Raw genomic sequence first — 16,071 nt, 5'->3', positions numbered from 1 at the left:
TCCTATGAGACCATGCAATTCTAATCATGACATATGCCAAAAAAGAGAGCTAGGCCTAACTCGCCTACTCTCCTTTCCATAACTCTATTTTACATAGATTAGCTTCGGGCATTTTTCTGAATAAGCGATATTTGCCCGGAATGAATTCCCGTATGGTACATAAGCCTGCCTACGGCTTCCAAAGGCGTCGATGCTCCCATGGAAGTTTCGACTCGATTATGCCAAGCTTCTTCCGGGAGCTCGCGCATGGCTTCAATGAGATGCGAATTCGAAGCGGCCAGAAGATCAACCAGCTCATCTTTCGTAAGCAATGTGTCATCACCGTCTTCTCCGCGTTTTACGAACTTCTTCATTTCTTCCGGAATAGATTTGCCGAAAAACCATTCCGCGAAAATAAACTCTACTTCCGCATTGTGGCGAAGCATCGATTCAATGGATGAAGATCCTAATCGCAGGCTCAAGTCCTGTTCCGGCAATGCTTTCACGGTTTTGTGGAATCGTTCCTGCAGCGCTTGCCAGATGGGTAACACGATAGAGAAGGACATCCCCGGTCAGCTCCTTGGTATTATTTTTTGTCGATCACAACATGATTAAATAGGTTAGCTTCCACATCCAGATCGAATGCCAAACCGAAGCCTACGACATATCGCCCATGCAGCGGAACCAATTCAAACAGCGAGAAATCCAATCCGCGCAGCAGCTTCATCATGGCTTCTCCATGGATAACATTGAACAATTCAAAAATATCCTCGTGCCCGTCGTTGCCGATATTGCTCGAAGTACAACTCCAACGCGCTCTTTCCGTTGCGAATTTGTTATTCGTTGCCGACTCGTCGGCGATAAGAAGGGCATCGACGAATTCGTTATTTTCCATAAATCGATAATGATCGGCAATTTTACTAATATAAATATAGAATTTGCCGTCTTTCTTAACGAAAGGCGCATAACTAATAAAAGGCTTTCCCTCATCATCGATCAAACTCAAGATCACATTTTTGCGATCCTCGATAAACCGTAAGTAGTTTTCTTTGTTCTTCTCTACATCAACAGGCTTTTTCATTCGTTATACCTCCAAGTTGGTGATTGTCAATAATCGCTCTATCTCGCGGGACTGATCAGATGAATGCGTGGTTTATTGTCCGGTGAATAATATTGAATCTCTGCGTCCATCCGGTAAATGTGCCGAATCATGTCCGTCGTCATCACTTCGTTAGGCGTACCGCTCATCGCCTTCTCGCCGGCTTGCACGACTACGATTTGATCGCTATAAGACGAAGCATGATTAAGATCATGAAGCACCATCAAGATGGTCATTCCCATTTCCTTGTTCAGCGCACGTACGAGCTCAAGCACTTCATATTGGTGAGAAATATCAAGATACGTCGTAGGCTCATCCAGTAACAATATTTTGGGACGTTGCGCGAGTGCCATGGCAATCCATGCTCTCTGCGCTTCGCCGCCGGACAAAGAAGAAATCGTTCGATCTTTATACTCTGCCAGATGAGTCTTATCCAGCGCCCATTTGACGATCTCATTGTCCTCTTGATTGAGCTTCTCAAACCATTTTTTGTGCGGGTACCTGCCATACGAGACGAGATCGATGACGGTCATATCGTTCGGCGCTTGGTTTTTCTGGCTAAGCATACACATTTTACGGGCAACTTGCTTAGAGCTCATCGCGCTCAAATTCGTCCCTTCGAGCTCTACCGTTCCCTCATGATAAGGAATAAGCCGCGAAACGGCTTTAAGTAACGTAGATTTGCCCGAACCGTTCGGTCCGATGATGGATACGACCTCTCCTTGCTTTACGGAAAACGAAAAATCGCGAATTACGCTCTTCTTCTCATACCGAATTGAAATGGAATCTACAGTAAACATATTAGAATGTCCGCCTTCTCATCAGGTATAAAAAATACGGTGCTCCGATAACTGCCATTAGAATGCCTGCCGGAATATCCAGAGGCGAGAACAGGATACGTCCCCCAGTATCCGCTATTAACAGGACAAGCGCGCCAAGCCCCATGCTCATGGGCAACATGAACTTGTAATCGGAGCCTACCAGCAGTCTAGCCATATGCGGTACGACGAGGCCGACAAATCCGACCATTCCGATAGCTGCTACGGATATCGCCGCTAGAAATACGGCTAACAAGCTCAACAGAATACGGATTCGGTTTACGTTCTCTCCGAGATTAGAGGCTACCTGATCGCCCAGCCGAATAATATTAGCTTTACGGATAGCGAAAATCGATAGAATCCAACCCCCGATGGCGTATGGGAGTACCATGTACAAGGCATTGTTGCCTTTTGCCGCGAGACTACCGTTAAGCCACTGAACCGCCGCGGGAAGTCGATCGCTAAACATGATCGATAACCAGCCGATGATTCCGCCGCATAAGGCATTCACGGCCACGCCCGATAAGATGATCGTTATCGGCGAAATTCCGTTCCGTCTCCATGCCAGCGCATAGACGATAGAGGAAGCGACGAGCCCCCCGACGAACGCTGCAACCGGAATGAATTGCGTATATTCCGGCAAGGCGAGCATGATAATCAGCACGCATGCAGCCGCACCGCTGGTTACGCCAGTTAAACCCGGATCAGCTAAGGGATTACCCATAACGCCTTGCAATAGCGCGCCCGAGATCGCGATATTCGCGCCGATTATTAACGCCAAGAGGACGCGAGGCAAGCGAATGTCCCAGATGATCGTATCGTTCACCGCTTCGGACGATGAAGTGAAGATCGTTCGCAAGATGTCTGGTATCGAAATGGACACGCTACCCAAGCCGATGGCGATAATCGCAGCAACGATTGCAAGCAAGAACGTGATGATTACGATCGTCCAGCTACGAGATGTATTAGTCACCTGCTATCTCCTCTGTTTATTCATAGAAGTAATTTGCGATTTGAGTTAATGCCGTTTCCACGTTATTGATCGAAGTTACGCCGAAAACGCTGTAATCAAGAATATGAATTTTGTCATTTTTGTACGCGGAAAGCTTGGTCCAAGTATCATTGCTTTTAACTTCCATCTCGAACTTATCTACTGACGCGCCATGATCCCCTGAAGCTAGAACGAGTATAACGTCTGGATCTGCGGCAACGACGTTCTCCATGTTGATTGGCGAGTAGGTATCTGTCACTTTCAGAACAGAGTTGGCGATATTATCAGCGCCAAGCTTCTTCACCAGGCTACCCAAGTAAGAACGATCGCTCATTACCATGAAGGAATCCGACGTTCCGATCATAAGCATGACTTTCGGGGTTTCTTTTCCTTTGGTTAACGTGATCAAGTCGTTTTCTTTATTCAAGATCGTTGTCAGTACCGCGTTCATCTCATCTACTTTGTTAAAATAAGTTCCGAGCACCTTAAAACTGAGCTTCAGATCATCGAAAGATTCAGTTTTTAAATAAGCTGTTTTCAAGTTCAGTCCTTCCACGCTCTTGTCCAACGTGCTCCGGAGAGATTCTGCTCCTAGCAGCAAGTCCGGTTTTAGCTTCGTTACGACTTCAAGATCCGGCTGCATCGGCGAACCGATCCGTTGAATGGAATCAAAATCGGCAGGAATCGGGTTGGTTGAGGTTGGCACTCCAACAGGAGTTATCCCCAGCAAGTGCAGCATCTCCGTTAAGGGTACGGATGTCGTCACGACTCTCTCCGGCACTTCCGCTGGTAATTGGCTTAACGCGTCTTTGAATGCCGTTTCATCGATTCCATCGTTTTCCAAACTGTATTCAACGCTAGCTTCCTCGGCGTTATTCGTTTCAGTGGCTGCTTCGTTACTTGCAGAATTGCTGCTCGCTGTTGGACTAGCTGCTTCGTTCGAACCGTTGTTGGCTGTATTAGACGAGCACGCAGTCAGTACAGCAATCATGGCAATGAGTAATAACGATAATAATTTTTTCAATGTCTTTCCCTCCGAGTATGTAATGATCTTGTTGGTACGTTCTTTTATTGATAATGATTATCAATATCGAGATAATGATAATGGTTATCACTGTTTAAGTCAAGTGTTATAAGATCCGGTCTGCAAGAAAGACTGAAACTCCTTGCCCTGATTGGTTATACAATCGATGCGTAATATTGCTCTTAATAAACCAAGAATACTTCGTTGTTGAGAGTACTTATTCATTCTAAAATGAATTAAATTTGTCATTTTATTACACATCCCATTAAGAATGAATCCACATGGCAATAAGGAGGTTGGCCTAATGAAAAAGAAAATTTTTTATATGCTTCCGATATTATTGATTGTTCTTGGTATCTGGCTGTTGAATCATCGTCAGGGGAGCAAAACCCTTCTCGAAGATTCAGAGCCGAAAGCCCTATCCTACGATACGATAGGGAGTAACGCGCGACCGATCCATACAACCGTTAACCATGAACGAAGCAAGATCAGTTACTTGGATCCCTTGTACGACGTTGCGGTACAAAGAGATATTGTTTATGCGAGCAAGAAGAATGAAACGGATACCGAAGAAGCCTTGAAATTGGATTTGTATACGCCTACGAACGACAACAATAAGATGAGGCCTATATTCATCTTCATTCATGGAGGAGGGTACAAGGAAGGGAGCAAAGCCGATGGCGCAACTATTTCCACGGAGCTGGCGAAGCGGGGATATGTCGTCCTATCGATGAATTATCGACTCAAAAAAGATCCGTTATCCAACATTACGCAAACGCTCTCTGACGATTACGAGGATATACGCGACGTAATCGGATGGATCAACAACAATGCGGCAACGTATGGTCTGGACGCGGGTCATTTAGCAATCGGCGGGGATTCTGCCGGAGGCCATCTCTCGATTAATTTTGCCAATGCCTATTTGAAGAGCGATCCTTCTATCGTGAAGTCGATTTTCGGTATCGTGGACTTATACGGCGGATCGCTAGACGATAACGTTCAACCCCATTTGCCTCCCGTCTTGATCGTGCACGGAACGATAGACACGTTAATCCCTTATCAACAGAGCTTGGAATTGAGTGATTCATTAGCGAGAAATGGAATTTATCATAATCTGTTCACGATGGAAGGCGCCGGTCATGACTACAAAAACGCGAAATATAAAGACGAGATCGTCGAACGAGTATCGCACTTTTTGTGGAATGTGAGAAGTCGTCCTCCCATCGGCCAGTTGCCTGAGGACGCGGGAATTGTGGCCGTTTCCGGAGATCCATTCGACCTTACAATACCGCCAGGATATATCCGCGATGTTGCGGATAATCAGTTCATCGTTACTTTGCCGGAAGGCTGGTCGCTGGGCAGCAATGAAGGCGATCAGTCGTTTCGCGTACAAGTTCCCACAGGCTTGGATCAAGGGAATTATTCGCTTGTCGTTACTCCGGGTCAGAGTGTTGAGGGGGGACCTGGCTTTGCCATTAACGTAAACGTCATCGCTCCTTTGAGCGAGAGTTTCGCGACATATCTGGATCCGGTAGACCAAAAAATCAAAACGCATTTGCAAATAACGAACCGATCTCCAAGCTATTTTAGCGGCTCTCTTCAAGTCGCTTACGAAACGGCACAAGCGTCGAAAGGAACGTTCTCTGCCCAAGTGGATCAGCTAGAACCCGGGAAAAGCGCAACGTTCACGATCCCGGAGCTGGCTAGAGGGAAAAGGACTCTGAAAGGCTTTAACGCTTCGGGCACCCTGTTGCAGACGACGGAGGACATGTCCAATACGCTGCTCGTTCATAAGCACCAAAAACCGATCCAGATCGACGGGAACTTGGCGGAATGGAAAGATCAAGTACGCTTCGATGTGAGCGATGTAAAGATGGCGGGATGGAAAGGGAAAGAAGACGCTAGCGCAAACGGCTATTTATCGTGGGACGAGAACAACTTGTACATCGCTGTGGAAGCGACGGACGATGTCCATGCCCAAAAAGAGAGTGGTAGCGAGATTTGGCGAGGGGATAGCGTGCAAATAGCGGTAGCGATAACGAATTCCGATGGAACCGCTCCATCCGAGTATCATGAATTGGGCGTAGCGTTGGATGATAACAATCGCCTTTCTCAGTGGCGTTGGACTGCCCCTATGGGCTTTAGTGCTGATGGGTCTGTTAAAGTGGATCAGGCGATTAGCCGAAAAGATCACAAAACGATCTATGAAATGGCCATCCCTTGGAGCGAACTAACCGAAAAAACCGCACTCGTGAAACAAGGATTGAAAATTAAATTTTCTTTGCTGGTCAACGATAATGACGGGGATGAACGCAAAGGATGGTTGGAGTTCAATAGCGGAATAGGCGCGGGCAAGGATATTAACGCGTTCGGCGACTTATTCTTGGCTGAATGATCAAAAACCAAACAAAAAAAAGCTGCCAGGTTAATGACCCAGCAGCTTTTTTGCTGTATTAATCTATTATTTTACAAAAGAGTAATTCTGTCCTCTGGGGCGATGTACATAACATCGCCCTTTTTGACTTTAAATGTCGAGTAGAAGTCATCGGTGTCGTGAAATGATAAAGTGACAAGACCCTTTGGAGGCAGCTTAGATAATGACTGCCGTCCCGCTGACAGCGACCATCAGCATACCCTGACGGACAACTTCGTAATTGATGTCTACACCGATAACGGCATTGGCTCCCATCTGCGAAGCATCCTGTGTCATTTCTTTAAAGGCTGCCTCTCTTGCTTCCCTTAGCTTGGTTTCATAAGCTTTCGAACGTCCACCTACAAGATCTCTAAATGAAGCAAGGAGGTCTCTTCCTACATTAGTAGCCATGATGACTTCACCGGTTGCAACGCCGATATACTGCCTGACCGGGGAACCTTCAACGATTGCGGTAGTTGTAATAATCAAGTGTCTTCCTCCTAAAACATAGATTTGTTATGTCGCTTGCCGGACCGCCGCGCGCTGGCGACGGGACTTGCGGAAGAACAGAAGCTCGTAGATGCAAGGCACGATAACGAGCGTGAGCAGCGTGGCGACGATGAGACCGCCGATAACGACGATTGCGAGACTCTCCGAGACGATGCTGCCGCTTTCCGACGAACCGAACACGAGCGGCAGCATGGCGCCGACGGTGGCGATCGCCGTCATCAGAATCGGACGCATACGCGTTCCCGCCGCCTCCAGAATCGCTTCGCGAATCGTCATTGTCTCTTCGTTCTGCTTCACGCGGGCGATCAGCACGATCGCGTTCGTGACGACGATTCCGATGAGCATGACGACTCCAAAGATGGCAGTGAAACCCGGCGTCACTCCGGTGACGATCAGGCCGAGCACCGCTCCGATCGGTACGAACAAGATCGAAGAGAGAATGGCGATCGGCGCCCGTAACGTCTTGAACGTGACGACCAGAATCAGGTACACGATGCCGATGGAGACGAGCATCATGATGAACATGCTGGAGAAGTCGGCAGACTGGTCGGCGGAAGCGCCGCCCACGTAAATTTTGACGTCTTTCGGCGGCTTCACGTCTTTCATCGCTAGCGATATTTCGCCGCCGACAACGGACAACTGGCTCGGCTCGACCGTCGCCGTTACGCGAATGTAGCTCTTCCCGCCCTTATGGTAGAACTTCGTTGGCTTTTCTTCCTTGACCCACTTAGCTACGCTGGATACCGGCTTCGGACCGGCTTCGGTCAGAACGGTCAGGCCGTTCAGGTCTCGCTCGGACTTCGGTGCGAGTACTGGCTGAACGGAGACGTTCAGCACACTGCCTTCGGACTGTACCGTGCCGATCGGCACCGGATTGAGCATGCCCTGAAGCTGGGAGGCGATGTCTCCGGCTTTGGCTTCGGTCGGGTTCACTTGCAGCGTGTACACCGTCTTCTTCTCTTCCTGGTTCGTTTCGACCTTGAGCACGTCCTGGATCGGCTTGATCTTGGCGACGATCTCTTCAGCCGTCTTCACCAGCAGGGCGGGATCGTCTCCGGATACGTCAACGAACACGTTCGTGCCGCCTCCGCCTCCGAACAGCGAACCGGCGCTTGCGTTCAGCTCCGCTCCCGGATAGTTCGAGCGCTCCGCCTTAATGTCCTCGATGATCTTATCGGCGTTCGCGCCTTTCTTCATCTGAAACATGTACGTCACGAGCGTCGGCGATTGGAAGCTTCCGTACTTGGCGGCGTCGGCGCTGTTACCCATGCTCATGCCGACCCATTCCTGTCCTTCCTGCTTCATCAGGAACGCCTCGAGCTTTTTCCCGTTTTCGAACACTTGGTCCGTCGGGGTATCCAACTTGTATTCGAGCGTCACGTTCAGGTTAGTGGCGTCGGAAGAATCGATCGCGCCCTTCGGCAAGTTGAAGTAGACGCCCACCGAGCCGATCAGCAGCACGAACGCGATTAAGATCGGAACCCACTTGTGCCGCAAATTCCAATGCAGGAACCCAGTAAACCGCTTGGACGGCTTGTGCTCCTTGATCGACAAGTTGCGAAGCACTCCGGCGCTCATAAGCGGAATGACGGTCAGCGCGACGATCAGTGACGACAGCAGCGAGTAGGCGACGGTCAAGGCGAACGGCAGCAGGAACGACTGCAGAGAGCCTTGCAAGAGCCCCATCGGCAGGAAAACGGCGACCGTCGTCAGCGTCGAAGCGGTGATCGCCCCCGATACTTCCTTGGTGGCATCGATGACGACCGAGGCTGAGAACGACTCCTTCTGTAATCGGCGGAAAATGTTCTCGATGACGACGATGCTGTCGTCCACGAGCCGTCCGACCGCGACGGCGACGCCACCCAACGTCAAAATGTTGAGGGTGATGTTCGACAGATCGAGCAGGTACAGCGTCAATGCCAGCGACAGCGGGATCGACACGATCGTGACGAGCGTTGCCCGGATGTTGCGCATGAACAGGAGGATGACGATCGTGGCGAACAAGGCGCCCATGAGCACTTCCTGCATCATGCTATTGACGGAATGGACGACCTGCTCGGACGTGCTCATCATCAGGTTCAGCTCAGCGCCCTTGTTTTCCTCGTTGATTTCCTTGATCGTCTTCTCCACGCCTTTGCCAACGTTTACCGCATTGGCGCTGGCCGCTTTGGATATGACGATCATCAGTGCGTCCTTGCCGTTGAGCCGGCTGATGCTTTCCTTGTCGTCAAGCAGCCTGACGTCGGCAACATCGCCCAGAGCAATTCCGCCTGCGATCGGCAGCTTCTTCAGCGTCTCTATGTCCTCGAGGGAGGACGCCACGTTCAAGTTGACGACCTGCCCGTCCAGCGACGTCTGGCCGACGGAAGACGAGGTGATGCGGCCATGCAGCACACCGTAAAGAGCCTGAATCGGGAGTCCTTTGGCCGCCAGCTTCTCCGTGTCCGGAAACACGCCGACGCCGGGTAGCGACTTGCCGGACAGCTGAACCTCGCCAGCTCCGTCGATCGAACGGAAGGCATCGATCACCTGCTGTTCCAGCTTCTCCTTCTGCGCTTCGCTCGTCCCATCGGCGAACGTGAGCGAGACGAACGAGATCGGAATCATCGACGTATTGAACTGAACGACGTACGGAGGCGACATCCGCTCCGGTAGTTGCACCGCGTTCACCGCCCGCTCGACATCCGTTTTTGCTTGCTTCATGTTCGTTTTTGAACCGAAGATTAGGTTGATCTGGGAAAAGCCGTCTCCCGAAGTCGAGAACGTATCGGTTTTGCCCTTAATAGCCGCTAACGCTTGCTCCAGCGGGTTCGTCACCCTGCTCTCCATTGTGGTAGCGTCGTACCCCGGGCCGGCCACGCTGACCGTTACCTGCGGGTTTTCCATCTCCGGCATAAATTCCATAGGAAGCTTAAAATAGCTAAAGATTCCGAGGCCGAGCACCATCACCACGAGAATCGAGATGGCCGCTTTGTTGCGGAATACTCCTTGTAAATACCATTTCATCTTATATCTTTCCCCTTCCACTCTTGTTTTCATCTGTCTTTCATTGCTAATCATATGATTGCGTAATCTATCAACCATTGCGTTCAGAATCGTGAACCTTCGACTAGGGACGATCTGCTCATAACCCACCCCTCCTGGATGTTCTAATAGGATGCTCATTTCCAATCCTACCAACCTCATTGAAACGGAGCCTAAACAGATAGATGAACAACAGCTTAATTTTGCTCTCGCCGTTTAGGTTCTGTTAAAGTGATCATGCTACTATGGAAACGGGTGAAAACGATGACAAATCTATTCGATATTAAAATCATGATCGTCGACGACGAGCCTTCGATTGTCACGATGCTGCAAATGGTGCTTCGCAGGGAGGGGTTTCATCAGCTATACGCTGCTTCCACCTGTGCAGAAGCACTAGACTTGGCGGTGCGCATAGCGCCTGATATCATTCTGCTCGACATTATGCTCCCAGACGGCAGCGGACTAGAGCTCTGCTCCAAGCTCCGAGAATACGGGAATCCGCATATTTTGTTTTTGACTGCCAAGGCCTCCGATCTCGATGTCCTGCGAGGCTTCGCTATGGGCGGGGACGATTATATCACGAAGCCCTTCAATCCCCTGGAGGTTGCCGCAAGAGTTCAGGCCCGCATACGCCGCCTGGAGCCGCAAGCTCCCACAGACAGTCCGGTGAAGCGGTCCAATTCGGGGGTTTACCGGTTCGGCCGCTTCACCGTCAACGAGGCGGAGGGCGAGCTCATCGTGGAGGGACAGCCAGTTCCTTGCCCCGCGCAGGTCTTCCAGCTGCTGCTGCACTTCTGTAAGTTTCCCGGGGTCGTATTTTCCAAAACACAGCTCTACGACAAGGTTTGGGGGATCAACGGACAGGGCGATGACTCGACCGTGATGGTGCATATCCGGCGCATACGGGAGCGGATCGAGATCGATCCCGGTAATCCGAAGCTGCTGCTTACCGTACGCGGTCTCGGTTACAAGCTGGCGAAGGAGTCTCTGGAGCGATGAAAATCCAACAACGTATGGCTTTCCACTTCACGTATCAATTGATCTTCTATGCCCTGGTGATTGTGGCCATCACGCTGGTTGCCTGCATTCTGTACTTCCAGAACATGAAGAATAATGAATTGCGCCGGAACTTCCCGGTTGGCGCCCTGCAGCTGATCAGTCAAGAAGCGTATTCCAAGGACGGGTCAATTCAGATCTCTTCCAAGTGGGACAAATTCATCGAGGAAAAAGGAATGTGGCTGCAGGTTGTCAGTTCCGAAGGGAAGGTGATCTACGCCGTCAATACAGCCCCCCATCATACGCTGCCGGCCTCCTACTCCATCGCTGAGCTGCTCGATATTCAGGGAACACGGATGCTTGGGACGTATGCCGTATACACTCAGCTGAATTTTGCTTTCAACGAGCCACTCCTGTACATGATGGGCTACCATAGCGCTGAACTTGAGCAGCTTATGGCCTGGTTCGATGCCTACGAGCAGCAGGGGATGGTGCGGAGTAAAACGATTCCCCTGCTGGACCAGCGGCTGCGCGAAACCGGCAGCTATCTGCAGGTGATCGACTCTACAGGCCAAACTGTACAGGGCATAGGTGATGAAGCATATGTACAGAAGGCGTATCGTCCGCTGGATATTCTGGCCATCCAACAATCACCCGGCAATTATGACACGAATATTGTCACCCATCTGGACAAGCTGAGCGGAATGACCTGGATTCTCTATACGCCCCATGAAGCGGGAGGTCCTCTGAAGCATCCTGCGCTGGATACGGCAACCCGTGGACTCCTCTGGTTTGCAGGTCTAATCCTGCTCTTAGCGGTTCCAGTCTCCATCTGGCATGGCTACCGCTACGGTCAGCCGCTGATTCTGTTCGCAGGCTGGTTCGAACGCATGCGCAAGGGTCAATACGACGAAGTGCTGACCGCCAAGGACATGCGCAAGGTGTTCCGCCGCAACGGCACAATGCGGTTCAGCTACAAGCTTTATAAGGAAGTCATTGAATCCTTTTATCAGATGACGCATCAATTGGAACAAACAGAGAAGGAACGTGAGAGGCTGGAGAAGTCGCAAGCGGAGTGGATGTCAGGGATTTCCCACGATCTGCGCACGCCCCTGTCCACGATTCAAGGTTATGGGTATATGCTGGAGAGCTTGCCTGAGGAATGGAGCCAAGAGGAGATGCGGATCATGGGATCGACGATTCGGGAAAAGGGAGATTATATGCTTGAGCTGATTTCCGACTTCTCAATGATTCATCAGCTCAAGCAGGGCGATTCGATTATGGAACTGCGGGAGATCGATTTGGATGAGCTGGTGCGCTGCTCCGTACTGAAGTACATCAACGACGCCACGATGTCTGAGTACCAGTTTCACTATGTTGGGGATGAGCGTCCGCTGCTGGTACAAGGCAATGAAACCTGGCTACAACGGCTGATGGACAATTTGCTATCCAATGCCGTGAAGCATAACCCGCCTGGCGTGATCGTCACCGTTTCTGTCGGCAGAATAAATGACAAGGCATACATCCGGGTTATCGATAATGGCAAAGGAATGGACGAGGAAACGCTGCATCATTTGTTCAAGCGCTACTACAGGGGAACGAATACTGAAGAATCGACGAATGGCTCAGGGCTCGGGATGAGCATCGCCAAAACCATCGTGGAAGGGCATGGCGGAGAAATCCAGGTAAAATCCAAAGTATGGCAAGGCACGAAAATTGAGATCTTGTTGCCCTGCTGAGCGTATGGCTGGGGATGATTCTTCCCTATGTAAAATAAAACGGGTTCATCAGATTTTAATATCTAATGAACCTGTTTTTATTTAATGTGGTGCCGGTGAGAGGACTCGAACCTCCATGGTGGGGGCAGTTCAAATATATGCCGTAAGGCGAACCTACAAAACTTGTCGTTTAAATCAACCTTTAAAATAATAATCCCCCTCCAGATCACGCAGAAGATCTGCATGCTCAGGCTTCCACCCGAGCAGTTCTTCGGTCAACTTACTCGAAGCCTGAATGTTCTGTGAAGCGAAATGCGTCAGCCAACCAAAGTGACCACGAGCCTCTTCAACAGATTTACTAACTACAGGAAAATTGAGGCGACGACCTATTACATCTGAGATCTCGCGGATAGAAGCACCTTCCTCGCCGATTGCATGCAGTCTAGATCCTGCAGGAGCAGCTTCAAGTGCCAGTCGGAATAGTCGTGCAGCATCCAGTCGGTGCACAGCGGACCAGCGGTTTGCACCTTCGCCCACATATGCAGAGGCACCTGTACGCCGAGCGACGTTAATTAATGCCGGAACAAAACCGCCACGGTCACCCTCGCCGTGTACAGAAGGCGGGAGCCTCAACTCGGATACACGCACGCTTTTAGAAGCCAAGGAAAGAGCCTCCCCTTCAGAAGCGATTCGGTGCTTGCCTGCAGTGTTGACATCAGGAGCATCTTCCTCTGTACCAATTCGATCTGGTGCAAGATACGCAATCACGGAAGTAACAACCAAAGATTAATCAACCTCAATTAGTATCTTTGCCGATTTGTTTCCGAACTTGATCGTTATTGTTGCCTTTCCTTTTCCTTGCGCGGTAACTACGCCGTGCTTAACATGAGCAACCGTTACCTTGGAGGAACTCCAAATCCCATCGGTGGTGATCGTCCGTTCGGAGTTGTCCATGTACGTTGCAACAGCTTCTAGCTGGATCGTTTGGTCACTTTTTAGTGTTAGCTGTGCTAAAGGTTTGCCACTTCGATAGACATCCAAATACTTGAGCTGATCGACATCAACACTGATATTAACCGTTTTGCCGTGGTACTTGGCGGTTACTTTCGTTTTTCCAGCAGCGATTGCCGTTATTGACCCTTGTGAGACAGTAACGATCTTCGGGTTGCTAGTCGACCATTCTGCATGTGAAGTGACGTCTTTCGTTCGGCCATCCGGGAGCATCGCGGTCAATTGGATTGACTGCGTCTTACCCGATTGTATCGTCAAAACTTCAGTATTCGCCTCCAGTTTCTGGACAACGCCGACATCGATCGTAATGGTCACCGTTTTTCCGCCATATTTTGCGGTCACGCTTGTCTTGCCTGCAGCAAGCCCATTAATTAAACCGCTATTGACTTCTACAATCGTCTTCGAAGATGAAGACCACTCCGCGGAATCCGTTACATCTATCTTGTTGCCAAGAATATCCGTAGAAGTCAAGGTAACTTGCTTGCTCTCGTTCACTTCCAGTGTGAATGCATAGGTATCTGCCGTAAGCTTATCCGCGACATCCACTTCCACGGAAATCGTCACCGATTCGCCCCCGAATAAAGCCTTAACGATTGTCGAGCCAGAGCTGTTAGCCGTAATTTGGCCTTTGTAGACTGACGCAACCTCAGGCTTCGACGAACTCCATTCCGCAAGCGTCGTAACGTCCTTCTCAAGACCGTCTTTATAGACAGCTTTCAGGGTGATCGTTGACGTTTCGTTATTACGAAGCGACAGCTTCTTTTGACTCGACGTCAACTTTTCAATAACACCGACAGATACAACCATAGTCGCCGTCCGTGCGCCGTATGTCACTGTAATAGTCGATGTTCCATTCTTTAAGCCGGTTATTGTTCCCTTGTTAACCTCGACAATATCAGGATTAGAAGAGCTCCACCCTGCAAGCGCGGTGACATCGACCACACGGTTATCGCTGTAATTGGCATTGGCAATCAAGGTTATCGACTCGCCGACTTGCATGTCCACCGTTGTTTTGCTCAGAACAATCTGATTCGGAATGTCAACTCTGATTGTCGCGGTCGCCTGCTTGCCGCCATAAGACGCTTTAACTGTGGCTGTGCCTGATTTGTAGCTAGTCACCTTGCCTTTGATCACATCCGCAACTGTCGTATTATCGGACGACCATTGGGCTTTGTCTGTAATTAGTTCCCGGGTTCCATCCGCAAATGTGGCATAAAGCTTTAGGTCACGGGACTTATTCAATTCCAGGTCGATGGAATCCCCATCGAAATCCAGACGCTTGGGCACCTCTACGTCCACATGAATGGTCACGCTTTTGTCACCGTAAGTTGCCGTAATTTCTGCTACTCCCGGCTTTTGACCGAACACCTCGCCATTTACCACGTAAGCGACGGAGTCGTCGGAGGATTTCCACTTTGCCTTATCCGTAATACGGGCTTTTTTCCCATCCATATAAGTCAAGTTCAGTTCAAGCTGCTCTGACTTTCCGACACGCAAGAACAACTCCTGCTTGTTGGCTTCCAGCTTGCGGGAAGCATCGACATTTACCTGAATAGAAGCCGTTTTTGTACCGTATGTGGCGGTAATCGTCGCGGTTCCTGCACCGTATGCCTTAATAACGCCTTTAATAGCGTCCGCTACCTTCTCGTTGTCGCTTTCCCATTCTGCCTTGCTGGATACATCTTGCGTTGAGCCGTCAGGGTAAGTAGCCTTTAAGACAATTTGCTTTTCTTCGTTAACTAACAAGTTGAGCTCCGAATATTCCATATCAATTCGTCTGGCCAGTTCAACAGCGACTTCAAGGGTAAGACTTTGATTGCCGTACTTGGCGGTGACTTTAGCCGTTCCCGACTTCTTGCCGGTCACCAAACCGTTCACAACAGTAGCTACACTGTAATTATCGACAGACCACGCTGCCTTTTTCGTTACGTTCTCGCTCGACCCATCCTCGAAAATCGCGGTCAGCTCGATTTGCTGTTCCTTCCCCACGCGCAGATCGAAGTCATTCACATCCGCAGTCAATGCTTTGACCTTCTTGCTCACCGTCACATTGACTATGACTGTCTTTTCTTGATAGGTAGCGGTAATGACCGCCGTCCCTTCTTTTTTGGCAGTTATTGTACCCGCATACACTGTCGCAATGTCCGAATTGCTGCTGCTCCACTCCGTCTTAATCGTCACATCGCTTGTGCTTCCCGTTACATATACCGCCGTTGCCGTCAAAGAAACGCTCCCCCCGACTTCGAGCGCAGCTTCATTCCTGCTCAAGACAAGCCGTGCCACTTCCACTTCCGCGGCCATCGTGACTGCACTGCTTTGAATCAACAAAAGTAGCATCAACAATCCCGCAACAACCGTGCGAACTCTTTTGGACATCCTTTAGTCTCCCCTTTGCGTCAACGTCTGAATTTTCATTTTCCTGCAGAAAGCACACCACTATAGATGCGTCTTGGAACAATTCGACGTTCGATCTGCCCTGCTGCTCTCT

12 protein-coding genes are annotated in these 16,071 nt (G+C 50.0%); 3 read left to right on the top strand and 9 right to left on the bottom strand.

What is annotated here, in order from left to right:
- Positions 1-98 precede the first annotated feature (98 nt).
- Genes L3D05_RS07200 through L3D05_RS07180 form a run of 5 tightly spaced genes read right to left on the bottom strand, consistent with a single transcriptional unit; the run spans position 99 to position 3,911 of the window.
- Positions 99-545 (bottom strand): DinB family protein, encoded by a 447-nt coding sequence (locus tag L3D05_RS07200; protein ID WP_239615322.1) that lies wholly within the window; start codon positions 543-545, stop codon positions 99-101.
- A 20-nt stretch (positions 546-565) separates the two neighbouring features.
- Entirely contained in the window at positions 566-1,060 is a 495-nt protein-coding gene (locus L3D05_RS07195) for a HugZ family pyridoxamine 5'-phosphate oxidase (protein WP_239615321.1), read from the bottom strand.
- Positions 1,061-1,098: 38 nt separating this feature from the next.
- Positions 1,099-1,878: an ABC transporter ATP-binding protein gene (locus L3D05_RS07190; RefSeq protein ID WP_239615320.1), complete on the bottom strand. Its 780-nt coding sequence runs from the start codon at positions 1,876-1,878 to the stop codon at positions 1,099-1,101.
- Position 1,879: 1 nt separating this feature from the next.
- Positions 1,880-2,869 (bottom strand): FecCD family ABC transporter permease, encoded by a 990-nt coding sequence (locus L3D05_RS07185; RefSeq protein ID WP_239615319.1) that lies wholly within the window; start codon positions 2,867-2,869, stop codon positions 1,880-1,882.
- A gap of 16 nt (positions 2,870-2,885) precedes the next feature.
- A complete protein-coding gene (locus tag L3D05_RS07180; protein WP_239615318.1) occupies positions 2,886-3,911 on the bottom strand; it encodes an ABC transporter substrate-binding protein in 1,026 nt (341 codons plus the stop codon).
- Positions 3,912-4,215: 304 nt separating this feature from the next.
- Between L3D05_RS07180 and L3D05_RS07175 the strand changes: the two genes are divergently transcribed.
- Entirely contained in the window at positions 4,216-6,306 is a 2,091-nt protein-coding gene (locus tag L3D05_RS07175; protein ID WP_239615317.1) for a sugar-binding protein, read from the top strand.
- Between the two features lie 195 nt (positions 6,307-6,501).
- Here the strand turns inward: L3D05_RS07175 and L3D05_RS07170 are convergent, their stop codons facing one another.
- Both L3D05_RS07170 and L3D05_RS07165 read right to left on the bottom strand, forming a co-directional pair.
- Positions 6,502-6,813, bottom strand: a complete 312-nt coding sequence (locus L3D05_RS07170; RefSeq protein WP_239615316.1) for a YbjQ family protein — start codon at positions 6,811-6,813, stop codon at positions 6,502-6,504.
- A gap of 27 nt (positions 6,814-6,840) precedes the next feature.
- Positions 6,841-9,999 (bottom strand): efflux RND transporter permease subunit, encoded by a 3,159-nt coding sequence (locus tag L3D05_RS07165; protein ID WP_239615315.1) that lies wholly within the window; start codon positions 9,997-9,999, stop codon positions 6,841-6,843.
- 123 nt (positions 10,000-10,122) lie between these two features.
- Here L3D05_RS07165 and L3D05_RS07160 point away from each other — a divergent pair, with 123 nt between their 5' ends.
- Positions 10,123-10,857: a response regulator transcription factor gene (locus tag L3D05_RS07160; protein ID WP_239615314.1), complete on the top strand. Its 735-nt coding sequence runs from the start codon at positions 10,123-10,125 to the stop codon at positions 10,855-10,857.
- Positions 10,854-12,593, top strand: a complete 1,740-nt coding sequence (locus L3D05_RS07155; RefSeq protein ID WP_239615313.1) for a sensor histidine kinase — start codon at positions 10,854-10,856, stop codon at positions 12,591-12,593. Before L3D05_RS07160 ends, L3D05_RS07155 begins: the two co-directional genes overlap by 4 nt.
- 174 nt (positions 12,594-12,767) lie before the next feature.
- Here L3D05_RS07155 and L3D05_RS07150 read toward each other — a convergent pair whose 3' ends face one another.
- A complete protein-coding gene (locus tag L3D05_RS07150) occupies positions 12,768-13,235 on the bottom strand; it encodes a Rossmann-fold NAD(P)-binding domain-containing protein (RefSeq protein WP_239615312.1) in 468 nt (155 codons plus the stop codon).
- A gap of 123 nt (positions 13,236-13,358) precedes the next feature.
- Positions 13,359-15,959 (bottom strand): Ig-like domain-containing protein, encoded by a 2,601-nt coding sequence (locus tag L3D05_RS07145; protein WP_239615311.1) that lies wholly within the window; start codon positions 15,957-15,959, stop codon positions 13,359-13,361.
- Positions 15,960-16,071: the final 112 nt, after the last annotated feature.

It is taken from the genome of Cohnella mopanensis (genome assembly GCF_022352055.1).
Lineage (GTDB): Bacteria > Bacillota > Bacilli > Paenibacillales > Paenibacillaceae > Cohnella > Cohnella mopanensis.
Note: the sequence above shows the minus strand (reverse complement) of the source record. Positions and strands in the feature narration are given on the sequence as shown.

Coding starts and splice junctions, on each gene's coding strand:
- L3D05_RS07200 (WP_239615322.1), bottom strand. CDS start 545: ATGTCCTTCTCTATCGTGTTACCCATCTGGCAAGCGCTGCAGGAACGA.
- L3D05_RS07195 (WP_239615321.1), bottom strand. CDS start 1,060: ATGAAAAAGCCTGTTGATGTAGAGAAGAACAAAGAAAACTACTTACGG.
- L3D05_RS07190 (WP_239615320.1), bottom strand. CDS start 1,878: ATGTTTACTGTAGATTCCATTTCAATTCGGTATGAGAAGAAGAGCGTA.
- L3D05_RS07175 (WP_239615317.1), top strand. CDS start 4,216: ATGAAAAAGAAAATTTTTTATATGCTTCCGATATTATTGATTGTTCTT.
- L3D05_RS07165 (WP_239615315.1), bottom strand. CDS start 9,999: ATGAGCATCCTATTAGAACATCCAGGAGGGGTGGGTTATGAGCAGATC.
- L3D05_RS07160 (WP_239615314.1), top strand. CDS start 10,123: ATGACAAATCTATTCGATATTAAAATCATGATCGTCGACGACGAGCCT.
- L3D05_RS07155 (WP_239615313.1), top strand. CDS start 10,854: ATGAAAATCCAACAACGTATGGCTTTCCACTTCACGTATCAATTGATC.
- L3D05_RS07145 (WP_239615311.1), bottom strand. CDS start 15,959: ATGTCCAAAAGAGTTCGCACGGTTGTTGCGGGATTGTTGATGCTACTT.